The 20,005-nt window shown below is 58.1% G+C and carries 25 protein-coding genes; 10 read left to right on the plus strand and 15 right to left on the minus strand.

From position 1 onward, the window contains the following. Positions 1 to 4 precede the first annotated feature (4 nt). Complete coding sequence (rpoD, locus tag DXY37_RS01700) at positions 5 to 1,432, plus strand: RNA polymerase sigma factor RpoD (RefSeq protein ID WP_115125068.1); 1,428 nt, start codon at positions 5 to 7, stop codon at positions 1,430 to 1,432. Positions 1,433 to 1,516: 84 nt separating this feature from the next. Here the strand turns inward: rpoD and DXY37_RS01705 are convergent, their stop codons facing one another. Further along, complete coding sequence (locus DXY37_RS01705) at positions 1,517 to 1,969, minus strand: DUF6561 domain-containing protein (RefSeq protein ID WP_115125069.1); 453 nt, start codon at positions 1,967 to 1,969, stop codon at positions 1,517 to 1,519. Between the two features lie 164 nt (positions 1,970 to 2,133). Here DXY37_RS01705 and hemC point away from each other — a divergent pair, with 164 nt between their 5' ends. Beyond that, entirely contained in the window at positions 2,134 to 3,087 is a 954-nt protein-coding gene (gene hemC / locus DXY37_RS01710; protein ID WP_115125070.1) for a hydroxymethylbilane synthase, read from the plus strand. A 6-nt stretch (positions 3,088 to 3,093) separates the two neighbouring features. Here the strand turns inward: hemC and DXY37_RS01715 are convergent, their stop codons facing one another. The 6 genes from DXY37_RS01715 to DXY37_RS01740 form a co-directional block, all read right to left on the minus strand. Continuing rightward, positions 3,094 to 3,654 carry a L,D-transpeptidase gene (locus DXY37_RS01715; RefSeq protein ID WP_244276775.1) on the minus strand — a complete coding sequence of 187 codons (561 nt, stop codon included), beginning with the start codon at positions 3,652 to 3,654 and terminating at the stop codon, positions 3,094 to 3,096. Between the two features lie 114 nt (positions 3,655 to 3,768). Continuing rightward, positions 3,769 to 4,257, minus strand: a complete 489-nt coding sequence (locus DXY37_RS01720) for a DUF6790 family protein (protein ID WP_136975524.1) — start codon at positions 4,255 to 4,257, stop codon at positions 3,769 to 3,771. A gap of 23 nt (positions 4,258 to 4,280) precedes the next feature. Then, the gene (locus tag DXY37_RS01725; RefSeq protein ID WP_115125073.1) at positions 4,281 to 4,868 is read right to left on the minus strand and encodes an inorganic diphosphatase; all 588 of its coding nucleotides are present in this window, start codon (positions 4,866 to 4,868) and stop codon (positions 4,281 to 4,283) included. Between the two features lie 122 nt (positions 4,869 to 4,990). Continuing rightward, positions 4,991 to 6,523 (minus strand): carboxypeptidase M32, encoded by a 1,533-nt coding sequence (locus DXY37_RS01730; protein ID WP_115125074.1) that lies wholly within the window; start codon positions 6,521 to 6,523, stop codon positions 4,991 to 4,993. 383 nt (positions 6,524 to 6,906) lie between these two features. Continuing rightward, the gene (locus DXY37_RS13145) at positions 6,907 to 7,050 is read right to left on the minus strand and encodes a hypothetical protein (RefSeq protein ID WP_170951739.1); all 144 of its coding nucleotides are present in this window, start codon (positions 7,048 to 7,050) and stop codon (positions 6,907 to 6,909) included. Between the two features lie 67 nt (positions 7,051 to 7,117). Next, the gene (locus DXY37_RS01740) at positions 7,118 to 7,387 is read right to left on the minus strand and encodes a hypothetical protein (RefSeq protein WP_244276776.1); all 270 of its coding nucleotides are present in this window, start codon (positions 7,385 to 7,387) and stop codon (positions 7,118 to 7,120) included. A 37-nt stretch (positions 7,388 to 7,424) separates the two neighbouring features. On the opposite strand from DXY37_RS01740, the gene DXY37_RS01745 reads away from it, so the two are divergent. The 4 genes from DXY37_RS01745 (at position 7,425) to DXY37_RS01755 (ending at position 10,855) form a co-directional block, all read left to right on the plus strand. Continuing rightward, on the plus strand, positions 7,425 to 7,706 hold the full coding sequence (locus tag DXY37_RS01745) for a 4a-hydroxytetrahydrobiopterin dehydratase (protein ID WP_115125077.1): 282 nt from the start codon (positions 7,425 to 7,427) through the stop codon (positions 7,704 to 7,706). 38 nt (positions 7,707 to 7,744) lie between these two features. Further along, positions 7,745 to 8,830: a GTP-binding protein gene (locus DXY37_RS01750; protein WP_115125078.1), complete on the plus strand. Its 1,086-nt coding sequence runs from the start codon at positions 7,745 to 7,747 to the stop codon at positions 8,828 to 8,830. A gap of 64 nt (positions 8,831 to 8,894) precedes the next feature. Further along, positions 8,895 to 9,041 carry a hypothetical protein gene (locus tag DXY37_RS13150; protein ID WP_170951740.1) on the plus strand — a complete coding sequence of 49 codons (147 nt, stop codon included), beginning with the start codon at positions 8,895 to 8,897 and terminating at the stop codon, positions 9,039 to 9,041. A gap of 305 nt (positions 9,042 to 9,346) precedes the next feature. Beyond that, positions 9,347 to 10,855: an iron ABC transporter permease gene (locus DXY37_RS01755; protein ID WP_115125173.1), complete on the plus strand. Its 1,509-nt coding sequence runs from the start codon at positions 9,347 to 9,349 to the stop codon at positions 10,853 to 10,855. A 9-nt stretch (positions 10,856 to 10,864) separates the two neighbouring features. Here DXY37_RS01755 and DXY37_RS13560 read toward each other — a convergent pair whose 3' ends face one another. From DXY37_RS13560 to DXY37_RS13570, 3 genes are all read right to left on the minus strand, one after another. Beyond that, complete coding sequence (locus tag DXY37_RS13560) at positions 10,865 to 11,224, minus strand: esterase-like activity of phytase family protein (protein WP_244276777.1); 360 nt, start codon at positions 11,222 to 11,224, stop codon at positions 10,865 to 10,867. Further along, positions 11,221 to 11,472 (minus strand): esterase-like activity of phytase family protein, encoded by a 252-nt coding sequence (locus DXY37_RS13565; protein WP_371637772.1) that lies wholly within the window; start codon positions 11,470 to 11,472, stop codon positions 11,221 to 11,223. The genes DXY37_RS13560 and DXY37_RS13565 overlap by 4 nt, the downstream gene beginning before the upstream one ends. Before the next feature lie 177 nt (positions 11,473 to 11,649). Then, the gene (locus DXY37_RS13570) at positions 11,650 to 11,901 is read right to left on the minus strand and encodes a hypothetical protein (RefSeq protein WP_244276779.1); all 252 of its coding nucleotides are present in this window, start codon (positions 11,899 to 11,901) and stop codon (positions 11,650 to 11,652) included. A 90-nt stretch (positions 11,902 to 11,991) separates the two neighbouring features. Here DXY37_RS13570 and DXY37_RS01765 point away from each other — a divergent pair, with 90 nt between their 5' ends. After that, the gene (locus DXY37_RS01765; RefSeq protein ID WP_244276780.1) at positions 11,992 to 12,822 is read left to right on the plus strand and encodes a cation diffusion facilitator family transporter; all 831 of its coding nucleotides are present in this window, start codon (positions 11,992 to 11,994) and stop codon (positions 12,820 to 12,822) included. Here DXY37_RS01765 and DXY37_RS01770 read toward each other — a convergent pair. From DXY37_RS01770 to DXY37_RS01785, 4 genes are read right to left on the minus strand one after another with little or no spacing between them, the layout of a single operon-like run. Then, entirely contained in the window at positions 12,777 to 13,769 is a 993-nt protein-coding gene (locus DXY37_RS01770) for a lysylphosphatidylglycerol synthase domain-containing protein (RefSeq protein ID WP_115125080.1), read from the minus strand. The two genes, DXY37_RS01765 and DXY37_RS01770, sit on opposite strands and share 46 nt — an antisense overlap. Then, the gene (gene larC / locus DXY37_RS01775) at positions 13,763 to 14,998 is read right to left on the minus strand and encodes a nickel pincer cofactor biosynthesis protein LarC (protein ID WP_115125081.1); all 1,236 of its coding nucleotides are present in this window, start codon (positions 14,996 to 14,998) and stop codon (positions 13,763 to 13,765) included. Before larC ends, DXY37_RS01770 begins: the two co-directional genes overlap by 7 nt. Continuing rightward, positions 14,995 to 15,633, minus strand: coding sequence for a hypothetical protein (locus DXY37_RS01780; protein ID WP_115125082.1), 639 nt, complete (start codon positions 15,631 to 15,633; stop codon positions 14,995 to 14,997). Before DXY37_RS01780 ends, larC begins: the two co-directional genes overlap by 4 nt. After that, positions 15,633 to 16,283 (minus strand): hypothetical protein, encoded by a 651-nt coding sequence (locus DXY37_RS01785; RefSeq protein WP_115125174.1) that lies wholly within the window; start codon positions 16,281 to 16,283, stop codon positions 15,633 to 15,635. The genes DXY37_RS01780 and DXY37_RS01785 overlap by 1 nt, the downstream gene beginning before the upstream one ends. A 167-nt stretch (positions 16,284 to 16,450) precedes the next feature. On the opposite strand from DXY37_RS01785, the gene DXY37_RS01790 reads away from it, so the two are divergent. Then, positions 16,451 to 17,089: a lipopolysaccharide assembly protein LapB gene (locus DXY37_RS01790; protein ID WP_170951741.1), complete on the plus strand. Its 639-nt coding sequence runs from the start codon at positions 16,451 to 16,453 to the stop codon at positions 17,087 to 17,089. Here DXY37_RS01790 and DXY37_RS01795 read toward each other — a convergent pair. Further along, positions 17,067 to 17,363 carry a hypothetical protein gene (locus DXY37_RS01795; protein WP_136975525.1) on the minus strand — a complete coding sequence of 99 codons (297 nt, stop codon included), beginning with the start codon at positions 17,361 to 17,363 and terminating at the stop codon, positions 17,067 to 17,069. The two genes, DXY37_RS01790 and DXY37_RS01795, sit on opposite strands and share 23 nt — an antisense overlap. A 62-nt stretch (positions 17,364 to 17,425) precedes the next feature. Between DXY37_RS01795 and xth the strand changes: the two genes are divergently transcribed. Continuing rightward, the gene (gene xth, locus DXY37_RS01800; protein WP_115125085.1) at positions 17,426 to 18,268 is read left to right on the plus strand and encodes an exodeoxyribonuclease III; all 843 of its coding nucleotides are present in this window, start codon (positions 17,426 to 17,428) and stop codon (positions 18,266 to 18,268) included. 335 nt (positions 18,269 to 18,603) lie between these two features. After that, positions 18,604 to 19,905, plus strand: coding sequence for a glutamate-1-semialdehyde 2,1-aminomutase (gene hemL / locus DXY37_RS01805; protein WP_115125175.1), 1,302 nt, complete (start codon positions 18,604 to 18,606; stop codon positions 19,903 to 19,905). Positions 19,906 to 20,005 lie beyond the last annotated feature (100 nt).

Consider the following 20,005-nt stretch of genomic DNA (forward strand, 5'->3'; position numbering starts at 1 on the left):
CCCCATGAGTCCTGCTGCGAGCAAGTCAGCTCAGCCCACCGCTGCAGCGCCCAAGACGGCCTCTTCCAAAGCGGCGTCGTCCAAGGCGGCTCCATCCATCGTGATGCTGGCGGATTCCAAAGGACTGGCGAAGGGTGTGAGCAAGAAGACCAAGTCGGAGTCCAAGACTTCAACTGCAAAGTCGTCTGCAACGAAAGCCGCCGCGAAATCGAAACCGACCACCAAGAGCAGCGCAGCCAAGAGCGGGACAGCAGCCAAAAGCGCAGCAGCTGCCAAGACGGCCAAGACAACGAAAAGCGCGAAAACCTCTGCTTCCGCAACTAGTGCCAAGAGCAAGGCCGCTGTCAAGCCCGCTGATCTTGATGCTGCCGCTGATCAGTTACTGGCCAAGACCTCCGGCAACCCTTCTGCGAGCAAGGAGGAGAAAGCCAAAGCAGACGCCAAGGCAAAAGTTTTGGCGAGCATCAAGGTTGGCCCCAAAGGGGTCTACACCGAAGATTCCATCAGGGTTTACCTGCAGGAGATCGGCAGGATCCGCCTGTTGCGCCCAGACGAAGAAATCGAACTGGCCAGAAAAATCGCCGATCTTCTCTACCTCGAGGAGCTGGCGGCCCAGTTCGAAAGCGACAACGGCCGCGAACCTGACAACAAGGAGTGGGCGGCATTGGTGGAGATGCCGTTGATTCGTTTCCGCCGCCGACTGATGCTCGGCCGTCGGGCCAAGGAAAAAATGGTTCAGTCGAACCTGCGTCTTGTGGTGTCAATCGCCAAGAAATACATGAATCGGGGCCTGAGCTTCCAGGACCTCATCCAGGAAGGCAGTCTGGGCCTGATTCGTGCCGCGGAGAAATTCGACCACGAGAAGGGCTACAAATTCTCCACGTACGCCACTTGGTGGATTCGCCAGGCCATCACACGGGCCATCGCTGATCAGAGTCGAACGATTCGCCTCCCAGTCCACCTCTACGAGACCATTTCCCGCATCAAGAAGACCACCAAAGTGCTCAGCCAGGAGTTTGGCCGCAAACCGACGGAAGAAGAGATCGCAGAATCAATGGAAATGACCATTGAAAAGCTGCGCTTCATCGCCAAGAGCGCCCAGCTTCCGATCTCCCTTGAGACTCCAATTGGCAAAGAAGAGGATTCCCGCCTTGGCGACTTCATCGAAGCCGACATCGAGAATCCGGAGCAGGACGTCGCCAAAAACCTCTTACGTGAGGATCTGGAAGGCGTGCTGGCCACCCTCAGTCCGAGAGAGCGCGACGTTCTACGCCTGCGTTATGGCCTTGATGATGGGCGAATGAAAACCCTTGAGGAGATCGGTCAGATCTTCGATGTCACCCGTGAGCGGATCCGTCAGATCGAAGCCAAGGCATTGCGCAAGCTGAGGCATCCCAACCGGAACGGGGTCCTGAAGGAATACATCAAGTGATTGCATCACAGCAACTCTCAGATCAATAAGAAAGGAGGCCAATGGCCTCCTTTTTTATTGAAATCTTCCTCAGGCCTCAACCATTCAGTGCGACTCAATGCTGTCGGTAAATTCCTGAAATGCCTTCTTCAAGCGCTCAACGGGCGTTTCCGATGGAGGACATTCCTGGTTAGTGGAACGGGTATAGGCCTGAAGAATGCGTGCTTCAGGTTCTAGCAGTGCTGCGACTGCAGCCTTAAGCATCACAACATTGCGCTGAGGCGTTAAGCCAGCCAGATAGGAGTGCAGGGACCACGGTCCTGAGTCATCATGCTTTTCCAGCCGCAGGGGCCGGATCAACTGATAAGCCCGATCGCCATCGGAATCAGTGGTCTGCCTGAGGCGTGCCACCAGCATCACTCCGCTCGTTAGCAAGACCAGTCGAATCGATCCCTCACTCAACAAAGGCAAGAAAGGTACCGATTCATCCGCCTGAGCCAAAGAGGAGCCGGCGGATGACTGGCTCAGCTTCACCCCGTTGACCACAGGACCAGGCATTGCGACCCTCGAAAACGCCTAGATCGTAAAGCTGCTCGCCTTGGAGAGTGGGCGGTGCCGCTGAGCTGGAAGGCCTAGAAGCGACCGCGGGCATGCATTCTGTGAAATCTTGAACGGAACTGGGCCTTCGACTCCGTAGGCTGAATGGCTGTTTCAAAGTGCCCATGGCTCTCGAGCAACTGCGCATCGCCTCCCGCCGCAGCCAGCTGGCCATGGTGCAGACCAACTGGGTGAAAGCCGAACTGGAGAAAGCCCACCCAGGCCTGGCGATTTCAGTGGAGGCCATGGCCACTCAGGGCGACAAAATCCTGGATGTGGCCCTGGCGAAAATCGGCGACAAGGGCCTGTTCACCAAGGAACTGGAGGCCCAGATGCTGGTGGGTCGAGCGGAGATCGCCGTGCATTCGCTCAAGGATCTACCCACCAACCTGCCCGATGGGCTGATGCTCGGTTGCATCACCGAGCGGGAAGATCCCGCGGATGCCCTGGTTGTGAACAGCAAGAACGCTGATTACACCCTGGAAACGCTGCCGGAGGGATCCGTCGTCGGCACCAGCTCATTGCGGAGATTGGCTCAGCTGCGGTACCACTTCCCCCATCTTCAGTTCAAGGACGTTCGCGGCAACGTCATTACCCGACTCGAGAAACTGGATGCTGGTGGCTACGACTGCCTGATCCTCGCGGCGGCAGGCCTGAGTCGACTCGGATTCGGAGATCGGATCCACCAGATCATTCCTGGCCACATCTCACTCCATGCCGTGGGACAGGGAGCCCTTGGCATTGAATGTGTCACAGACAACAAAGATGTTCTCAACATCATTCAAGTGCTTGAGCATGGCCCCACCAGCGGACGATGCCTGGCGGAGCGGGCTTTCCTCCGGGAACTTGAAGGCGGCTGCCAGGTGCCGATTGGAGTGAACAGCCGCATTGATGGCCATGAACTGGTTCTCACCGGGATGGTGGCCAGCTTGGATGGCAAGCGAATGATCCGTGATGAACGCCGTGGCCCCCTCGGCAATCCTGAGGATGTGGGACTGAAGCTCGCAGCAGACCTGAAATCTCAAGGTGCAGGCGAGATCCTGAAGGAGATCTTTGCCTCGGTTCGCCCCGAAGCCTGACAAAAATCAGCGGGTGATCATCACTGGCGTCCCCACGTCCACCAGCTCGTAAAGCTTCTGAACGTGAGCATTGAGCATGCGGACGCAGCCATTAGACACCGCCGCGCGGATTTTCACCCAATGAGGCCAGGGGGTTCCATGAATTCCGAATTGGTTGGGTCCCTGCTGTAGGAAGCCGATCCAGCGATGCCCAAGTGGGCTCGCAGGCCCTGTAACAGGATGAACCCGGCCGGATTTCGTGCTTTCGTACTGAGGATTGACAAGCTTGGTCTCGACCCGGAACACACCCGTCGGAGTTGGAGTCTTGGGATCACCAATCGCCACAGGCCAGCGCCCGATGGACTCACCAGCGCGGATCACACTGATGCGTCGCTGCTTGAGATCGAGGTGAATGCTGGTCTCAGCATTTACGGAATGCACTGTCGCTGAAGCAAACAACGGTGTCTGCAGCTGAGGCGAAGCAACCGCTGGACCCGATGCAACCAGAGCCAAGGAAACGGCCCCAAAAGCCGCCAGAGGAGAACAGCCAACGCACTTGAGACGCATTACCAGACAGCCAAGACTCACTGGTCTCAACGTATCCACTGGTCGGAGGAAAAACCGCATACCAGTGGAGGACTTTCTGAAGAAACCTCTTCAATCCATCACTGACTGCAGCAAAGCCTGCGGTGTCCTGCCTCTTCAGGGCAGCACCGAAAAGGCAAACCAGAGCAGAAAAACAGCAAAGGCAAGATTGATGAGATGGCGTCCTGCTCTCAGATGCTGAGAATTGCGTTCACGATCAAAAAGATGCAACACCGCGGCCTGCAGCATGTAGATGCCGAACACCAGGATGAGCGAACCAAGAGTCATGGTTCCCCAGTCCAGACACGAGGCGACCAAAGCGACCACACCCCAGGCGAGATTGGCGAATCCCACCTCGATCTGGAAATCATTGCGCTTGCCGAGATCCCAGCCCATCCGCACCGCATCGCTGTGATGAAACACGGCATGACGGACGAATGACAACAGCCCCACACCACCAACTGACCAGAGCGCTACCCACTGAACGGCAGAAGCAATCTGGCCTAAAGACAGAGCATTAAATCCAAAGAAGAGACCGATGCCACCCACAATCCAGGTGACTTGCATCAGCACCTTGGCAATCCGGGAATGGGTGGGCAGCATCATGTTGAACTCGCTGAACGCGTAGATCAATCCACGAGCTTGGGATCGATCTCAGCCATATAACGAGCCTCACAGGTCTTGATGATCTCAATGGCTTTGTCCGTACCGAAGAATCCGTTCACGGTGCAGGTTCCTGGCTTCTTCAGATCCTTGTAATGCTCCCAGTAATAGGTGGTTTCCTTTTTCCAGTGATCACCAAGATCCTCAAAGCTCTTGATGTGATCCATGCGCTTGTCATCAGCCAGCACAGCGATGACTTTGTCATCAACTTCACCACCATCATCAAAGGTCATGATGCCGATGATTCGAGCTTCAACGATCGAACCTGGAACCAGAGGCTCAGTGACATTGACGATCTCAATATCAAGTGGATCTCCGTCCTCATCCCAGGTCCGAGGAATGCAGCCGTAAGCGAAGGGATAGGCCAAGGAGGAATAACCAACCCGATCCAACTTCAGATGACCGGTCTCGGTGATCAGCTCGTACTTGTTGATCGTGTTCGAGTTGAGCTCCACGATCGTGTTCAGACGCAACTCGGATTCGTCAGCAAAGGCCGGCAGCACATGCAGCAGGTTCGGCATGCTGCGGCTCGGAGCCTGGTCGAGATTGGCCATGGAAGACGGCGTTCGGAGCGGTGATATTACGAGCACGTCTCAACGCAGCTTCGTGCTTAACCGTATGGTGCAGCTCTAGCATTCACCGCAGGCTGATTCAGCACAAAGCTCGGGGCTGAGGGTTAAGCCCGGATGGTGAACAACCGCTCCAGCTTCGCTTCCAGGTAGTTCAGGAAGGGATCACTTGAGAGAGATCGGCCGGAGACCTGCTTGACGAGCTGTTCAGCATTGAGGGCTCGCCCGATGGGATGGACGTTGTCTCGAAGCCAACCGAGCATGACACTGAGATCACCACGGCGAACATGCTCTTCGGGAGACCCAATCGCCGACGTCATTGCCTCACTCAACTGCGCGCTCACCAGGTGCCCAAGCAGATAGGAGGGGAAATAACCAAACAGACCTTCGCTCCAGTGCACATCCTGGAGGCAGCCCTGCGCATCATCTGCAGGGGTGACCCCCAGCAATTCGCGATAACGACGGTTCCATTCGCTCGGGAGATCCTCCACCGGCAGACCCTCTTCCAGCAGAGCCAGCTCAAGATCGGTTCGCACAAGGATGTGAAGTCCGTAGCTGAGTTCATCCGCTTCCACCCGGTTGCAACCGGGAGCCACCGGATTCATCGCCTTCCACAGATCCGACGACGATCCCAGAGGTGCACCCGCAGCGGCAAAGCGTTCCCACCAGAGTTCTGCAAAGGGTTGACTGCGGGCTACCCGGTTTTCCCAAAACAGCGACTGACTTTCATGCACGGCCATCGACGTGGCCTGACCGAGAGGCCAGGCGAACCACTGATGCGCAGAGGTCGGCAGTCCCTGCTCGTACAACGAATGGCCCCACTCATGGGCTGTGGCCAGAAAACAGGACAAAGGCTGACCAGCCACTACACGCGTGGTGATGCGGAAGTCGCGAGGACCCAATGTGATTGAAAAGGGGTGTGGCGACGCCGCGACGCATGTGATCCGTTTGTCCCTGCCCCAGTCGCGGAGGAGCTGATCACAGAGTTGCTGCTGAGTCGATGCGGGCAAGTCCCAGCTGAGAGACGACGGTCTTGGACTGCCCTTGAGTTGCTCCAACAACTCAGGCAAACGTCTGCGCAGCGGCGCGAACAGATTCTGAAGCCGCTGAAGCGTAAGGTCAGGCTCAAACGGCTGCGCGAGGGTTTCCCAGCAACTTCGCGGTTCCGCCAGCTGACGGGCCTGTTCCTGCCGCAGCTCCACCATCAGACGAAGAGCTGGTGCAAACAGAGCAAAGTCAGAAGTCCTGCGGGCCTGTTGCCAAAGGTCGTAACCCTGGGATTTTGCAGTGGCAAGAGCACTGACAAGATCAGGATCCAGTGCCTGCTGCCGCTGGAGATCCTGCTCAAGCAGATCCAGGTTGCGGGCCTGGCCAGTGACAATCTCAGGGGGATCTCCACTGTTGGAGCGGGTTCGCCACTCATCCCGGGCTTCCGCGATCAGCTCCGCATAGTGCTCAGAGCTCTGGCGTGCATGGAGCTGGCGAGCCAGCAGAGCCAGTTGCTCACCCCGCCAAGCTGCACCACCGCTTGGCATTCGGGTGTTTTGATCCCAGTAGAGCGTCCTGGTTATGGAATCCATAACCTGGGTTTCGTGAAGGTGCGAGCCAAGACGATCCCAAGCCGTTGTCCCGGCAGCCATTGGCTTCATCGATCTAAAAAGACCTTAACCAGCTTCCAGATCGGAGCACACAGACCATAAAGGAAATGCGTGATCGATCTGGCTTCAAGCCATCAACCGTCAGGACAACTCCTGATCGTCACTTGCACTGGAATCGGGTTGCCCACCTTCAGCTCGCAGAGCCCTCTCGAGGGCATCGACCTGGGCTGTTCGTTCAGGGGATTCAACAATGACATTGACTTGTCGGACAGCGACGAGCTTGCGCCATAGCAGAGCGATCAGCCAGGAGGCCGTAGCGAATACTGCTGCGAAATACAGAAGTCGCATGATCTCCCAAGACCCGGCGGGAACGCTGTTCTAATTGAAAAGGCGGTTCAAGGGCGGAGTCGAGAACGACAGTCCGCTTATGGCAGCTCTCCATCGTCTTCAGGAGAGCTGCTCTCCTGATCCCTTTGTTCCTCGAGCGTCAGCCGTTTCAACTGTCGCTGGGCATCCTGGCGCCTGAACAGCTCGTGAAATCGATTGATCAGATAGTCGACGTCTGTCATGAACCAAGCTCTGCTTCGCAAGCTGACCGCACACTCAACACATTGTCCCGCGGATCTGGCGATTGGTTCAGTCCTTGCGGCAATAGCCACCGCCCATGGGGTTCCATCCAGACGGACAATTCTCATCCATCGCCGGGCGCAGGGTGTAGCTCATCAATCCGAGAGCGCTGCACTTGCCGTTTGACATATCGATGTAGCCCATCGGGCACTCAGCAGTGAGTTTCTTGACCACGCGTTGCGCCCTTGCCGGAAGCGGTGAAACGCTGACCATGGGAACAAGAATCAGCAGAGGCCAGGCCAGTCTGTTGAACATCGAATGACCAGAACCGCTGCTCACGCTCCAGGCTAGAGCTGAAGTTCAAAGATGATGTCCAATGGCAGCACTGCTCAGCCTTCAGGAACGCGAAGACCTTCGCACCACTCTGACGCAGTGGCAGGTGGGGGATGAGCGCCTCAAGCGCCAGTGGCAGTTCAGCGATTTCAGTGAGGCATTCGCCTTCATGACCAGGGTTGCCCTATTGGCGGAATCGATGCAGCACCATCCCAACTGGAGCAACGTCTACAACCGGGTGACGATCGAACTGACCACGCACGACCTGGGAGGGCTCAGCAATCTGGATGCCGAGCTGGCGCGATCCATCGACGCCTTGCTGTAAGCCGCTGCCAGAATGATTCCTAGGCAGGCAATTTTCCTATGACATCCAGCGTGAAGCGAGCCGCTGTGCCGGTGACGATTCTCACTGGCTTTCTTGGAGCAGGGAAAACGACGCTTTTGAACCACATCCTGAGCAATCAGCAGGGTCTGAAAACAGCTGTTCTCGTGAATGAATTCGGGGAGATCGGCATCGACAACGAGTTGGTGGTGAGCACCAACGAAGACATGGTCGAACTGAGCAACGGTTGCATCTGCTGCTCCATTAACGGCGAGCTACTCGAGGCCGTCGACCGCATCCTCAACAGACCCAAACCGGTCGAGTACCTGGTGGTGGAAACCACAGGTCTGGCTGATCCACTGCCCGTTGCCATGACGTTTCTGGGCAGCGAGCTGCGTGATTTGACGAGGCTCGACTCGATCATCACCTTGATTGATGCTGAAAACTTCGGAGCAGAGGCCATTGAAAGCGAAGTCGGCCGATCACAAGTGATCTATGGCGACATCCTGATGCTCAACAAGACCGATCTCGTCGATGAAGGGCGCGTGAAGGATGTCGAACAACAGCTGCGCGACGTCAAAAAGGATGCACGCATTCTGCACTCAGTGAAGGGGGATGTACCGCTGCCCCTTCTCCTGAGCGTGGGTCTGTTCGAATCCGACCGAGTGGTGAACGAAAGCCATGACCATGACCACAGCCATGACCACGGCCACAGCCACCATGGCCATGACCACGGCCACAGCCACCATGACCATGAGCACAGCCATGACCATGAGCACAGCCATGACCATGAGCACAGCCATGACCACGAATCCGCGGATCATCTGGCCATCGAAGGCTTCACGTCACTGTCCTTCTCAAGCAATGATCCCTTTGATCTGAGAGCCTTTCAGAATTTTCTCGACAACCACCTGCCTGAAAGCGTTTTTAGAGCCAAAGGAATCCTCTGGTTCAAGGAAAGCGAGCGACGTCACGTATTCCATCTGGCAGGCAAACGCTTCTCAATCGACGACAGCGACTGGACCGGAACCCGTAAGAACCAACTGGTGCTGATCGGCCGTGGACTCGACCATGACGCCCTGAGACATCAGCTTCAAGAATGCGTTGTCGTGCCTGTTGATCTGTAAGTGCAGGCGAAGTTGCCCCGTATTCAGCAAACACGATTAAGCTGGCATGCAATTAGGAGAGGGCATGATTGAAGTTCTCGCGGCAGGTGGTCTGTTTATGGCTCTGGCGCTTGCCTTCTGGCTGCTGCTCGATTCCGATGACGACAACGGTGGTGGTGGCTTGATGGAACCCGCCCTTGTTCCCATCCCCGTGCGTCGCAGTGACCGCTGAACAGCACGTTTGAATTTGATTCACTGCTCAAACCCTCGCTTTGCTGAGGGTTTTTTCATGCATGCAGCAAAGTTATTGAATACCCTTCTCAAAACTGCTGTTGCGACTGTTTTGCCAGCCTTCCTTCCTCGACACATCAGATTCAGTCTGGATGGAAACCGCCACCCTGGCTGGATTCAAGCAAGAGACCCGAAAGCGTGCTCAGCCCCTGAACACCCGTCGTTGCCAATAATTAAAACGTGAACAGCGACAGATCTTCCACGGCAGACCCTCTTGATCAAGGAGTTCTCGCCAGGACACGCCGCATGGTGTCAGGCCGCTTTTTGCTGGTCGCGGGAGCCGTTGCGATTGCGTTCCTTGCCCTGCTGCCGGTCATCGGTTTGCTGGGCGAAGGCCTGCGAGGCTTCAGTACGGGAAACGCCAGTCTGGGCCCAGACGGACTGCTCCAAATCCGTGGCACGGTCGTTCTCCTGCTCGGCACGAGCCTCGTGGGAGGGGTGATCGGTACCGCCAACGGCTGGCTGCTGGCGAACTGTCGTTTCCCAGGTCGCCGCTGGCTGCGGATAGCCCAGCTGCTACCGCTGGCCAATCCTTCGTATCTACTGGCGGCGACTCTGGTGGATATCGGCAGTCTGGAGGGAATCACCATCAACGGGATGGGATGGGGAATCGCGGTGATGGCGCTCACCACCTACCCCTATGTGTTCTTGCTCAGCACCGAAAGCTTCACCATCTGTGGACGCCGGCAACTGGAAGCCTGCCGCTCACTAGGAGTGGGGCCATGGAACAGTTTCCGCCGGATCGCACTACCCATGGCCCTACCAGCAATCGGAGCCGGCATTGCCCTGATGGGCATGGAGGTCGTGAATGAGCTTGGGGCCGTGGAACTGCTTGGCATTCCCAGTCTGTCGGCCGGAATCGTTCAGGCCTGGAGGATGGAAGGCAATCCCACGGGAGCTGTGGGACTCGCCCTGATCACCCTCAGCATCGTGCTGATCCTTCTGTTCGGAGAACGTCGTCTGCGCAGCCGCAGCCGACGCTGGTCCGAAGGGGTCGCCGGAGGAGAATCTCCGGCATGGATGCTGAGCGGCGGACGGGCCTTCTCAGCCCAGGTGCTTGGAGCGATCCCGCCGCTGATCACAATCGGCATTCCGTTGGTGTGGGGCGGAATGAACTGGCAGCAGTTGGCCACCGGCCTGACACCCGAATTACTTCTGCTCACCCTGCGCACTCTGGGACTCGCGCTGGCAGCGACCCTGCTGGCGGCCGTAGCAGCCCTGTTGCTGGCCATTGCCAAACGCTGGAGTCGTGCCAGATGGCTCAGAGGTGTGACGTTTCTGGCGGGCATGGGATATGCGATACCGGGCGCTGTTCTGGCGCTCGCCCTGCTGGTGATTGGCGGACCCTGGCAACTGTCTCCAATCCTGCTTCTCCTCTGGGGATACAGCGACCGCTTCCTCGCGGTGAATAAAGGTGGAATTGATGCAGCTCTGGAGAGGCTTTCTCCCAGCCTTGACGAAGCAGCAACAGGACTGGGCTTGCGTTGGCCGGCCGTGCTCAGACGGGTTCACCTGCCACTTCTACGAGGCCCAATCCTTGTTGGCAGCCTGCTGGTGTTCGTGGACACCGTAAAGGAGCTTCCGCTCACTTTCGCGCTACGACCTTTCGATTTCGATACGCTCGCTGTGAGGGTTTATCAGTACGCAGGCGATGAACGACTGGCTGCTGCTCTCTGGCCGGCACTGATGATCCTGGTTCTGGGTCTGATTGCTTCATCAGCCCTGGTTCCCCGATTGGATCGGGATACGGAGTAATTGCCGAGCTCAGAAGGTGAATCGCTCGGGAGCAAAGTCCTGTCCATGCCGCGGTGCCAGAACGGACAGCCAGCTGCTCTGCAAAGGGTGAAAACCATCGTCACTCAACAGCACCAGCGAAATTCGACCGTCTTTCATCACCGGCCCCCAGGCCATGCCCTCCCAGTTGGCTGATGGAAGAGCAGCTGATGGCAGACCATCGGCCAACAGATCCCAACTTTGCATCGCTTGAATCGGCGGAGCTGACGGTGACTCGCTTCCCGGCAGACGCAGAACCTGAAGATGGGCAGACCACCCCGCAGGCAAGGCAAAACTGCGCAGCAGCCCAAGAACTGCTGCATCTCCCTCCAGGTCCAGCAGTTCGGTCAAACCGCGCTTCCGACTGGCCGATGCACCTGCTGGTCCAATCTCGAATCTGCCAAGGGGTTCGAGAAGCTGATCCGGCCGGGGCGGAGATGAGCGATCCGAACCCAGTCCTTACCCTGTTTCTCCCTGTCCTGAATCAGCGGAGCTTCGGCTGCCATGACCAGATCAGCGGATGCCATCTGCGTGAGTGATTCAGGTCCTCGATTGGAGGCAAGTCCCTGCCCCTCCCTCTCTTGCCAATCAGCAAGGATCGATACCTCGCGCTACAGGCGTCCGTTCAAGAGGTTGTAACGCTGCAGTCTTGCCCGTCTCAAAGGGCATCGGCGCCCCTCACTGACAATCCAGACCTGATGGCCATTGAGCACCAGGCCCTCACCGTCAAAGTCTGCCGGCAGAGGTGCCCCCTTTCGATCCCTCAACAGCAAACGTCAACAACCCCTCAGCGATACTTGCTCACCCTGCAACAGACGGCTCAGGCCAGTGAAAGAAACCAAATAGCCAGTGGGTGCGTCGCTCAGCAACCAGAGGCGGTCATGCTTTCGCTGATAGGCCACAGCGGAGCAGCCACCAACATGCGCTCCATCTAATCCCAGGTCTGGGAGTTCAACATAGTGAATCAACTCCCAGCCAGCCGCCAGAGGGCAGGGAAGTGCCTGTGCTGGCGACGGTAAAGCCGGCAAGACTGTGACCATCATGGTTTTAACTACCGAGGTCGACTGGAACATCATCACCACCACAGCCACAGCCGGCAGGCATTCCGCTCGACGGTTGTGCTCAATGCCTGCCTGAGCGGTTTACAGATCGCCGTGGGGATTGCCTTCGGATCGATCGCATTGATCGGCGATGCCCTGCACAACGTCGGTGATGTGATGGGCCTCTTGTTGGGCTGGGGCGCGGAGAGCCTGAGCCAGAAACCTGCAAAGGGGCGATTCAGTTATGGATTCGGACGCTCGACCCAGCTGGCAGCCGTCGCCAGCGCTGTATTGATCTTGATGGCCTCCGCGGTGGTCTGTGTGGAGTCCGTCCAACGGTTCCGTCAACCGGAGCTAGTGGTGGCCTGGCCGGTCGCCATTGCCGCAGGCGCTGGTCTGTTCGTGAACCTGGTCTCTGCCCGTCTGTTCGGTTCCGATCATCATGGGGATCTGAACCGTCGAGCAGCAGCTCTTCACCTCCTTGGCGATGCAGCCGTCTCAGCTGCGGTGCTGCTGAGCGCGTTGGTCGCCGGAATCACCGGCTGGAGATGGATTGATCCACTCACAGGTCTTGGAGTCGGCCTGAGCGTGGGATGGCTCGGAATCATGTTGCTGCGCGATGGTCTGGCCGAATTGATGGATGAGGTTCCCCATCGGATCGATCCGGCAGCCGTTCTGGCCGATCTGCAAGCCATGCCTGGCGTGCAGGGTGTCCACCACCTGCACATTTGGTCCATCGGCAGAACGCGCATTGCCCTCACTGTTCACCTCCAAAGGGCTGCTGAACTGAGCCTCCAGGATCCGCAGCTGCTGAGCGAAGTCAGGGAAGCGATGCGCCAGAAGGGCATCGAGCACTGCACTGTTCAGCTGGAAGAGCCCGGCGAAGACTGCGGGGAAGCGCTCAGCTGATCCCAACGATCGGCAATCAGCCGGTCCACCTTCACGCCTGCCGCGCCCAGCAGATCCGCAAGAGTGACCACAAGGCGATAACTGAGTGCCACTGCAAGCAGTGCTGCCTCCGGCACGGACGAACCCAGGCGCAGAAGCAACACTGCCTCAAACACACCTAAACCCCCTGGAGCAGCAGGGACCACAAGTCCTGTGGCCCACGCCAGGGCAAAGGCTGCGATCCAGTGGCCAATCGGCAGCACCGAGGTCAGCCCGAACACCTGAATGCAGCACCAGAAACCAGAGAAGCGTGAGGCGATGAACACCAACTCGGCCATCAGCGGTGCCCAGGGATAAACATCACGCCCACTGCCCAGCTGTTCCAGAGGAGGCAAGGAGCCCAGATCAGGATCAGAGCGGTTGAGTTGCCTTAAACGAATGCGTTCAAGCCTGCAGAGCAAAGGTTCTCTCCAGCGTGGCAACAGCAGCAAAGCGGGGAGCGGTGTCAGCAAGGCCAGGCCGTTCTGCCAGCCACCGAAGGGGACCCAGAGCAGGGCAGCCACCGCCATCAACATGGGCTCAAGCAAAACGGACACAAGTGCCGGCCCCGTACCAATGGAAGGGCCCAAGATCCGCACACGCTGAAGGAAATGCCACACTCCGCCGGGCAAGTATTTGAGCAAATTGCTGCTCAAGTACAGAGAAACAAGCGGTGTTGAACCTGAGCCATGGCCCAGCCATCGCACCAGAACCTGCCAAGCACCCGCATTCGCAACCAAACTCAGCCAACTGAGGCCGAGAGCAAGCACAAGCCACCACCAGCCCTCAGACGTGATCGACAAAGAGCGCAGTCCTACGGCATGACCCGCCAGCGCCCAGCCCACAAATCCGAACGTGATCAGGGTGATCCACAGCTTCAGGCCTCCGGGGGGCTTCACCGACAGCAGGGATCGGAAAAGCTTCAGCATGTCCACTCCTGCTGAGCATTGAACTCAGGGGTGTCCTGGGAAAGCTGCTGCCAAAGATTTTCTGGAGAGAGACCCGCGCGCTGTGCAAGCTGCTGAAGGGCATCCCGCTCGGGCTTCACGGACTGGGTTCCATCCGGCTTCAACACCTGCTTAGCCGCCAGCTCGCCCCATGGAGTGTGGAGGACTCCTCCACGACGCGGCAGCACCCAGCGCCCCTGACGCCGTTCGCGCAGTCCCAGCGTTGGACTATCCCTCCACCAGATCCGGCGCAGATCCTCTGCCTGATCAGGCAGCACCAGGGCCGTGACGGCAGTTCCTGGACGACCTTTCTTCATCTGCAACGGACAACAGGCCACGTCTAAGGCACCCGCATCACGCAGCTGCTGGATAAGCCATGCCAAGGCTTCAGCCGACACATCATCAATCCAAGCCTCCTGGATGATCAGGTCCTGCCAACGGGGCTGGCTGGTTTCAACAGGAGGCTGTGGGTGCTGGCGAATGAGGCGCAACAGGTTGGGACGGTCCAGCTGACGATGACCAAGGCCAGTTCCCACAAGCTCTGGAGCCAACTGATCTGGCCATCCGAACCCGTCAGCAAGCACAGCCATCAAAGCCAGACCGGTCGGAGTTGTGAGCTCAGCTTCCGGCCAGTCATCGCCCCAGCGCAGTTGCACACCATGACGTCGCGCCAGCTCGAGAACTGCTGGAGCAGGGACCGGCAGCCGCCCGTGAGCTGTGGCAACTGAGCCCTGTCCCGCTGGAGGAGGGACGCACCAGATCGACAGCGGCTGTAGATGCTCCATGGCAGCGCAGACACCAACCACATCCACCACGCTGTCAATGGCTCCAACTTCGTGGAAATGCACCTGGTCAGCGGGAATGCCGTGAACGGCTGCTTCAGCGTCAGCGAGGGCCGTGAACACTGACAGCACCCGCGCCTGCAATGAAGGAGCAAGCACGGCATTGCCGATCCTTTGGCGCAACTCTCCCCAGTGTCGATGCGATGGATGGGGGTCTCGCCCTTCAACATCCACACGGAGTCCACGCAAACCGCCGTTTCTTGCCTCCTCAACACGGAGCACATAGGCGTTCTCAAAGCCAAGCCCCCGCAGAGGGGCGTGAATTACCTCAGGGGGGACCCCCAGATCAAGACAGGCCGCCAGCAACATGTCTCCGGCCAGACCGGTGGGACAGTCCACCACGTAGGCAGCGGCGTTGCCAGGGGTCATGTCAGCTCCGGATCGAGGCCCTCCAGCAGCCTGTCAGCGATGACATCCAGATCCTCAAGACGCTTTTTCAAAAACTGTTCCACCTCACGTCGAGCACGGCGCTGCTCGCGTTGTGCGGTGGCCACATCCTGACCTGACAATCCCCAGATCCTGCCGAGCAGTGCCCGATCATCAGCCCCGCCACGTGCGGATCCCTCCAGGAGGGTCTCAGCCACCATCCCTGCCTGCAGGACACGACTCCAGCGGCGCAGGTCTTCCAGGGGTAATCGAACCTGATCCGGAAGCTCGAATTCGGTGGCACCATTGCTACGCAGCCCTGCTTCCAGACAGGGACGAGTGCCCACCAGAACGCGACGCACCTTCATCTCCTCCTCACGCGCAACCAGCCAGTGACCTGCCTCATGGCGCGCCACCCGTCGCAGACGCATCTTTCCTCCAGGGAGAGCTTCAGCCAGAAGATGCCCGCCCATTCCCTCCAACTGCGAGGCATCGATGGTGAGTCCAAGCAAGCCGCCACCCACGAGCAGAGCGATCCAGGCAGGCGAGAGGCCTACAAGCGGTCCGAACACCGCGAGCCCTGTGCAACCGGCCACCGCCAAACCGGCAGTAGTACTGGAGACCGGAGAGGCATTCATCAGCTGCTAGCCGTCCGACTGCGGTCTGCGGGGCGGCGGGAGGCACCACCGCGCCCCTTGCCACCACGGGTGGGCATCGGAGCGATCACCTCGGCGGACTGAACTTGAAGCATCTGTCCCTCGCGACGCACGTCCAAGCTGACGAAATGGCGCAGGTGCGCAAGCTCAATCTCACCACTGAGTTGCAACTTGAACGGCAAGGGCCGAAAGCCATCAGCGCGGGGTTGCTGACGCACCTTGACCACAACCTCCGAAGCTTCCGGTTTCGTGTAAATGAGCTCGCCCCTGATCGAGAAATAATCGTCACCTTCAGGCAACGCATCGATGGATGTGTCACCAGATTCCGTCTCCGCATCCGAAGCTGAAAGAGTGCTCGGCTCCCAGATTCCAGCGATCTGGAGATGCAACTGACCGGCCTCCCTGCACCGCGGGTACACCACCCAGAGGTGAGGCTTGCCCATATCGAGATGACGGCGCATCAACGTCAGCATGCGGCCCAGAACAACGGCATCAATCTCGTGACCATCGCCATCAATCAAATGGCCACGGGTGCTCTGATCTTCAGATTCGGGCCGGAATAGTCCGCGCACGACGCCGATTGCCCGGTACTGCAGCGGCTCGGTTACCGCGGAAATGGGATGGTCGCGCATCAGATTCAGGGGCATCCACTGGCCCGCAGCAACTCTAGCCAGCTTCGACAAAGAGCCTCAGACTGATCGGGCGCTCCCACGACACGGTGCCGGGCTACAGCCGTCAAAAAACGGAAACTCTGGCAAAGCTGGGCGCAGTCGCCTGCCTTTGTTTGATCGCAGGCTGGATGGTGAACCAGATCTGGCCCGAGACGCCCTCTGCAACCACTCTCCAGAGCCAGTCCTCCGACAGCGACGTCTCAGGTCTGGAGGTTCTCAAAATCCAGGTTCAGGATCATCCGAGCGACTGGCGCTGGGCACTGTTGCTGGCTCGCACTCACTACGAGAACGGAAATCGCGAAGCAGCGGTTCGCATCCTGAGACCTTTGCAGCGACTTCACCCCGATCGGCTTGAGGTGATGACCCTATGGGCTCTTCTCGCACAGGAGACCGACCAGGTCACAGAGCCAATGAAGCAATTGAACAAACGTTTCGACTCCCTGCCAGCTACACGGCGACTGAAACTGGGGTTGTTGTTGGCCGATCTCGAGCGCTTGTCCGGAGAATCAAAAGCTGCTGCCAATCGCTATCGCAATCTGATCAATGACAACCCCAAACGACCTGAACCATTACTGGCATTTGCCCTGCTGAAACGGGATCAAGGTCGAGGAGACGATGCCATCGCTCTGCTGCGCAAAGCCATGCCCTTGAGCAAAAATTTGGCCTCAACGGGTATGGATCTAGAGACACTTGAACTGCGCTGGGCGCTCGAAGCGGCTCGCAATCGACAGGCAAGTCCAGGCCCTAAGGCTGTGAAAAATCCCTGAGTGCCTCATCAATTGCATCAACTGGATCGGTGGCATCGTTCATGGACGTTGCTTGACGCAGAGAACGCATCAACTCCATGGGATTAGTGACATCCAGCACCGATCCCTTCTGCTTGGATTCACCTGGAAGAGTGTTGAAGATATCGCGGTCTTCGTTGCGCTCGAGCACAGTCGGCTGTGACATCGTGGTCTGAGACTGAGCAGCAGGGCCAACCGAAAGCAAGCCACTGCAGATAGCGAACGCCAGACCAGAAGTCACGCGGAGCGATTGCATGAAATCAAATGCTCGGTTCCGGGTGATGCTAAGGGTCTCCAATCAGGTGCATCAGGGTCTCAGTGCAGATCGCAAGCTGGAATGTCAATTCGATTCGCACGCGACTGGATCACGTCCTCCGCTGGTTGGATCAGAGCGATGTTGATCTGCTGGCCCTTCAGGAGACCAAGGTTGATGATCCACTCTTTCCGCTCGAACCCTTCCGCTCAAGGGGTTACGAGGTCAGCTTCCATGGTCAGAAGTCATACAACGGCGTGGCCCTGATCAGCCGGCAGCCTCTGGAAGATGTGCGCTTGGGGTTCATGGGAGAACTGGAGGCTGATCCTGAAGCTGAAGAACTAAGCCAGCAGAAGAGGGTGATCAGTGCTCTAGTGGATGGGATCCGGGTGGTCAACCTCTATGTGCCAAACGGCTCCAGCCTCCAATCCGAGAAATACGACTACAAACTGAAGTGGCTCTCATGCCTTGAGAGATATCTGCGGGCAGCTCAGGCCAGGGATGAGCCGCTCTGCATGGTCGGTGATTTCAACATCGGACCGGAAGCCAGAGACCTGCATGACCCTGATCGTCTCAGCGGCGGAATCATGGCTTCAGACTCCGAACGCAACGCCCTTGCTCAAGCGCTTGGAGATGATCTCAAAGACGCCTTTCGTCTTTTCGAATCGGGCAGCGGTCACTGGAGCTGGTGGGACTACCGCAGCGGTGCATGGAACCGCGACACCGGCTGGAGAATTGATCACATCTATCTCAGCTCCGACCTGCAGGAGCTTGCCCTGAGCTGCCAGATCGACAAACAGGAGCGCGACCGCGAGCAACCCAGCGACCATGCACCTGTGGTCGTTGACCTCTCCTGGGAGTTGGAGGAGGAGTGCGAGGACGATCCGGACAGCTTCGGCATGGATTAAGCCACAGGCTGTTTTGAAGCAATCTGATCGCAAAAAGGCGATTCCAAGGCTCTGTTGCTTTGGTCTGAAGCAAGGGAGGGCAAGTTCATGCTCGATCCGTCACAGTCTTAAACAAGCCGTTCTTGCGCAGGTGATGCAACGCCGCATGAGGCTGAAATCGGCTCAAATCCAGCTCAGACGCTGTTCATAGACGGGTTGATCAGGAGCTCAGACACGATGCCGAGGCTCGTATCACAAGTTCCGGAATCCGCTCTTCGTACACAGATCAGCCGTTTTGGCACGTTCTTGGGTCAGGATGTGGCACGGTTTGCATCGGCCCTTTGGCATCCGCCCCCGTGACAGCACCAAGCTTGAACACCAGTCGCTCCCAGGAGCTCTTCAGTGCCGCCCAGGCTCTGATGCCTGGTGGCGTGAGCTCCCCAGTGCGTGCATTCAAATCTGTGGGTGGCCAGCCGATCGTCTTCGATCGGGTCAAGGGCGCTTACGCCTGGGACGTTGATGACAACAAATACATCGACTACATCGGCAGTTGGGGACCCGCGATCTGCGGTCATGCCCATCCAGAAGTAATCAGTGCGCTGCAGGAAACGATTGAGAAGGGCACCAGCTTCGGAGCTCCCTGCGCACTCGAAAACACGTTGGCGGAGATGGTGATCGACGCCGTTCCCAGCGTGGAGATGGTTCGCTTCGTGAACAGCGGCACCGAAGCCTGCATGGCTGTGCTGCGTCTGATGCGCGCCTTCACAGGTCGCGACAAGGTCATCAAGTTCGAAGGTTGTTACCACGGCCATGCGGATATGTTCCTGGTGAAGGCCGGTTCCGGTGTGGCCACCCTCGGCCTGCCTGACTCACCTGGCGTCCCCCGCAGCACCACAGCCAATACCCTGACCGCGCCTTACAACGATCTGGAGGCTGTTAAGCAGCTATTCGCTGAAAACCCAGATGCCATTTCAGGCGTCATCCTTGAACCCATCGTTGGCAATGCAGGATTTATCCAGCCTGAGCCTGGTTTCCTCGAGGGTTTGCGCGAACTCACCAAGGAAAACGGCGCTCTGCTGGTCTTTGACGAGGTCATGACAGGCTTCCGCATCAGTTACGGCGGAGCCCAGGCCCATTTCGGCGTGACCCCTGATCTCACCACCATGGGCAAGGTGATCGGTGGAGGGCTTCCTGTAGGTGCCTACGGCGGTCGACGCGAAATCATGGAGATGGTGGCTCCTGCAGGCCCCATGTACCAGGCCGGCACCCTGAGCGGAAATCCCCTTGCCATGACGGCGGGCATCAAGACACTTGAGCTTCTGAAACAGCCCGGTAGCTACGAAAAGCTCTCCGCCTCCACTGAAAAACTGGTCGCTGGCATCAAGGAAGCAGCAACCTCTGCAGGCCTTCCGATCACGAGTGGAAGCGTGAGCGCCATGTTCGGCTTCTTCCTCTGCGAAGGACCTGTGCGCAACTTTGAAGAAGCGAAGGCAACAGACGCTGAACGCTTTGGCAAACTGCATCGCGCCATGCTCGAGCGTGGTGTTTATCTAGCTCCGTCTGCCTTCGAGGCAGGGTTCACCTCCCTGGCCCATTCCGACGCAGACATCGAAGCCACGATTCAGGCGTTCCGCGACAGCTTCGCTGCGATCGCCTAAAGCCTGAATCTGGGTCACTCCGATGCCACATTTCAGCATCGGCATGGGGAACCAAATCAAAAAGGCGGTGATCGAGCTGACCCTCGTGGTTCCATCACTG

The sequence above is a fragment of the Synechococcus sp. GEYO genome, assembly GCF_900473955.1.
In the GTDB taxonomy this organism is placed as follows: Bacteria; Cyanobacteriota; Cyanobacteriia; order PCC-6307; family Cyanobiaceae; genus Synechococcus_C.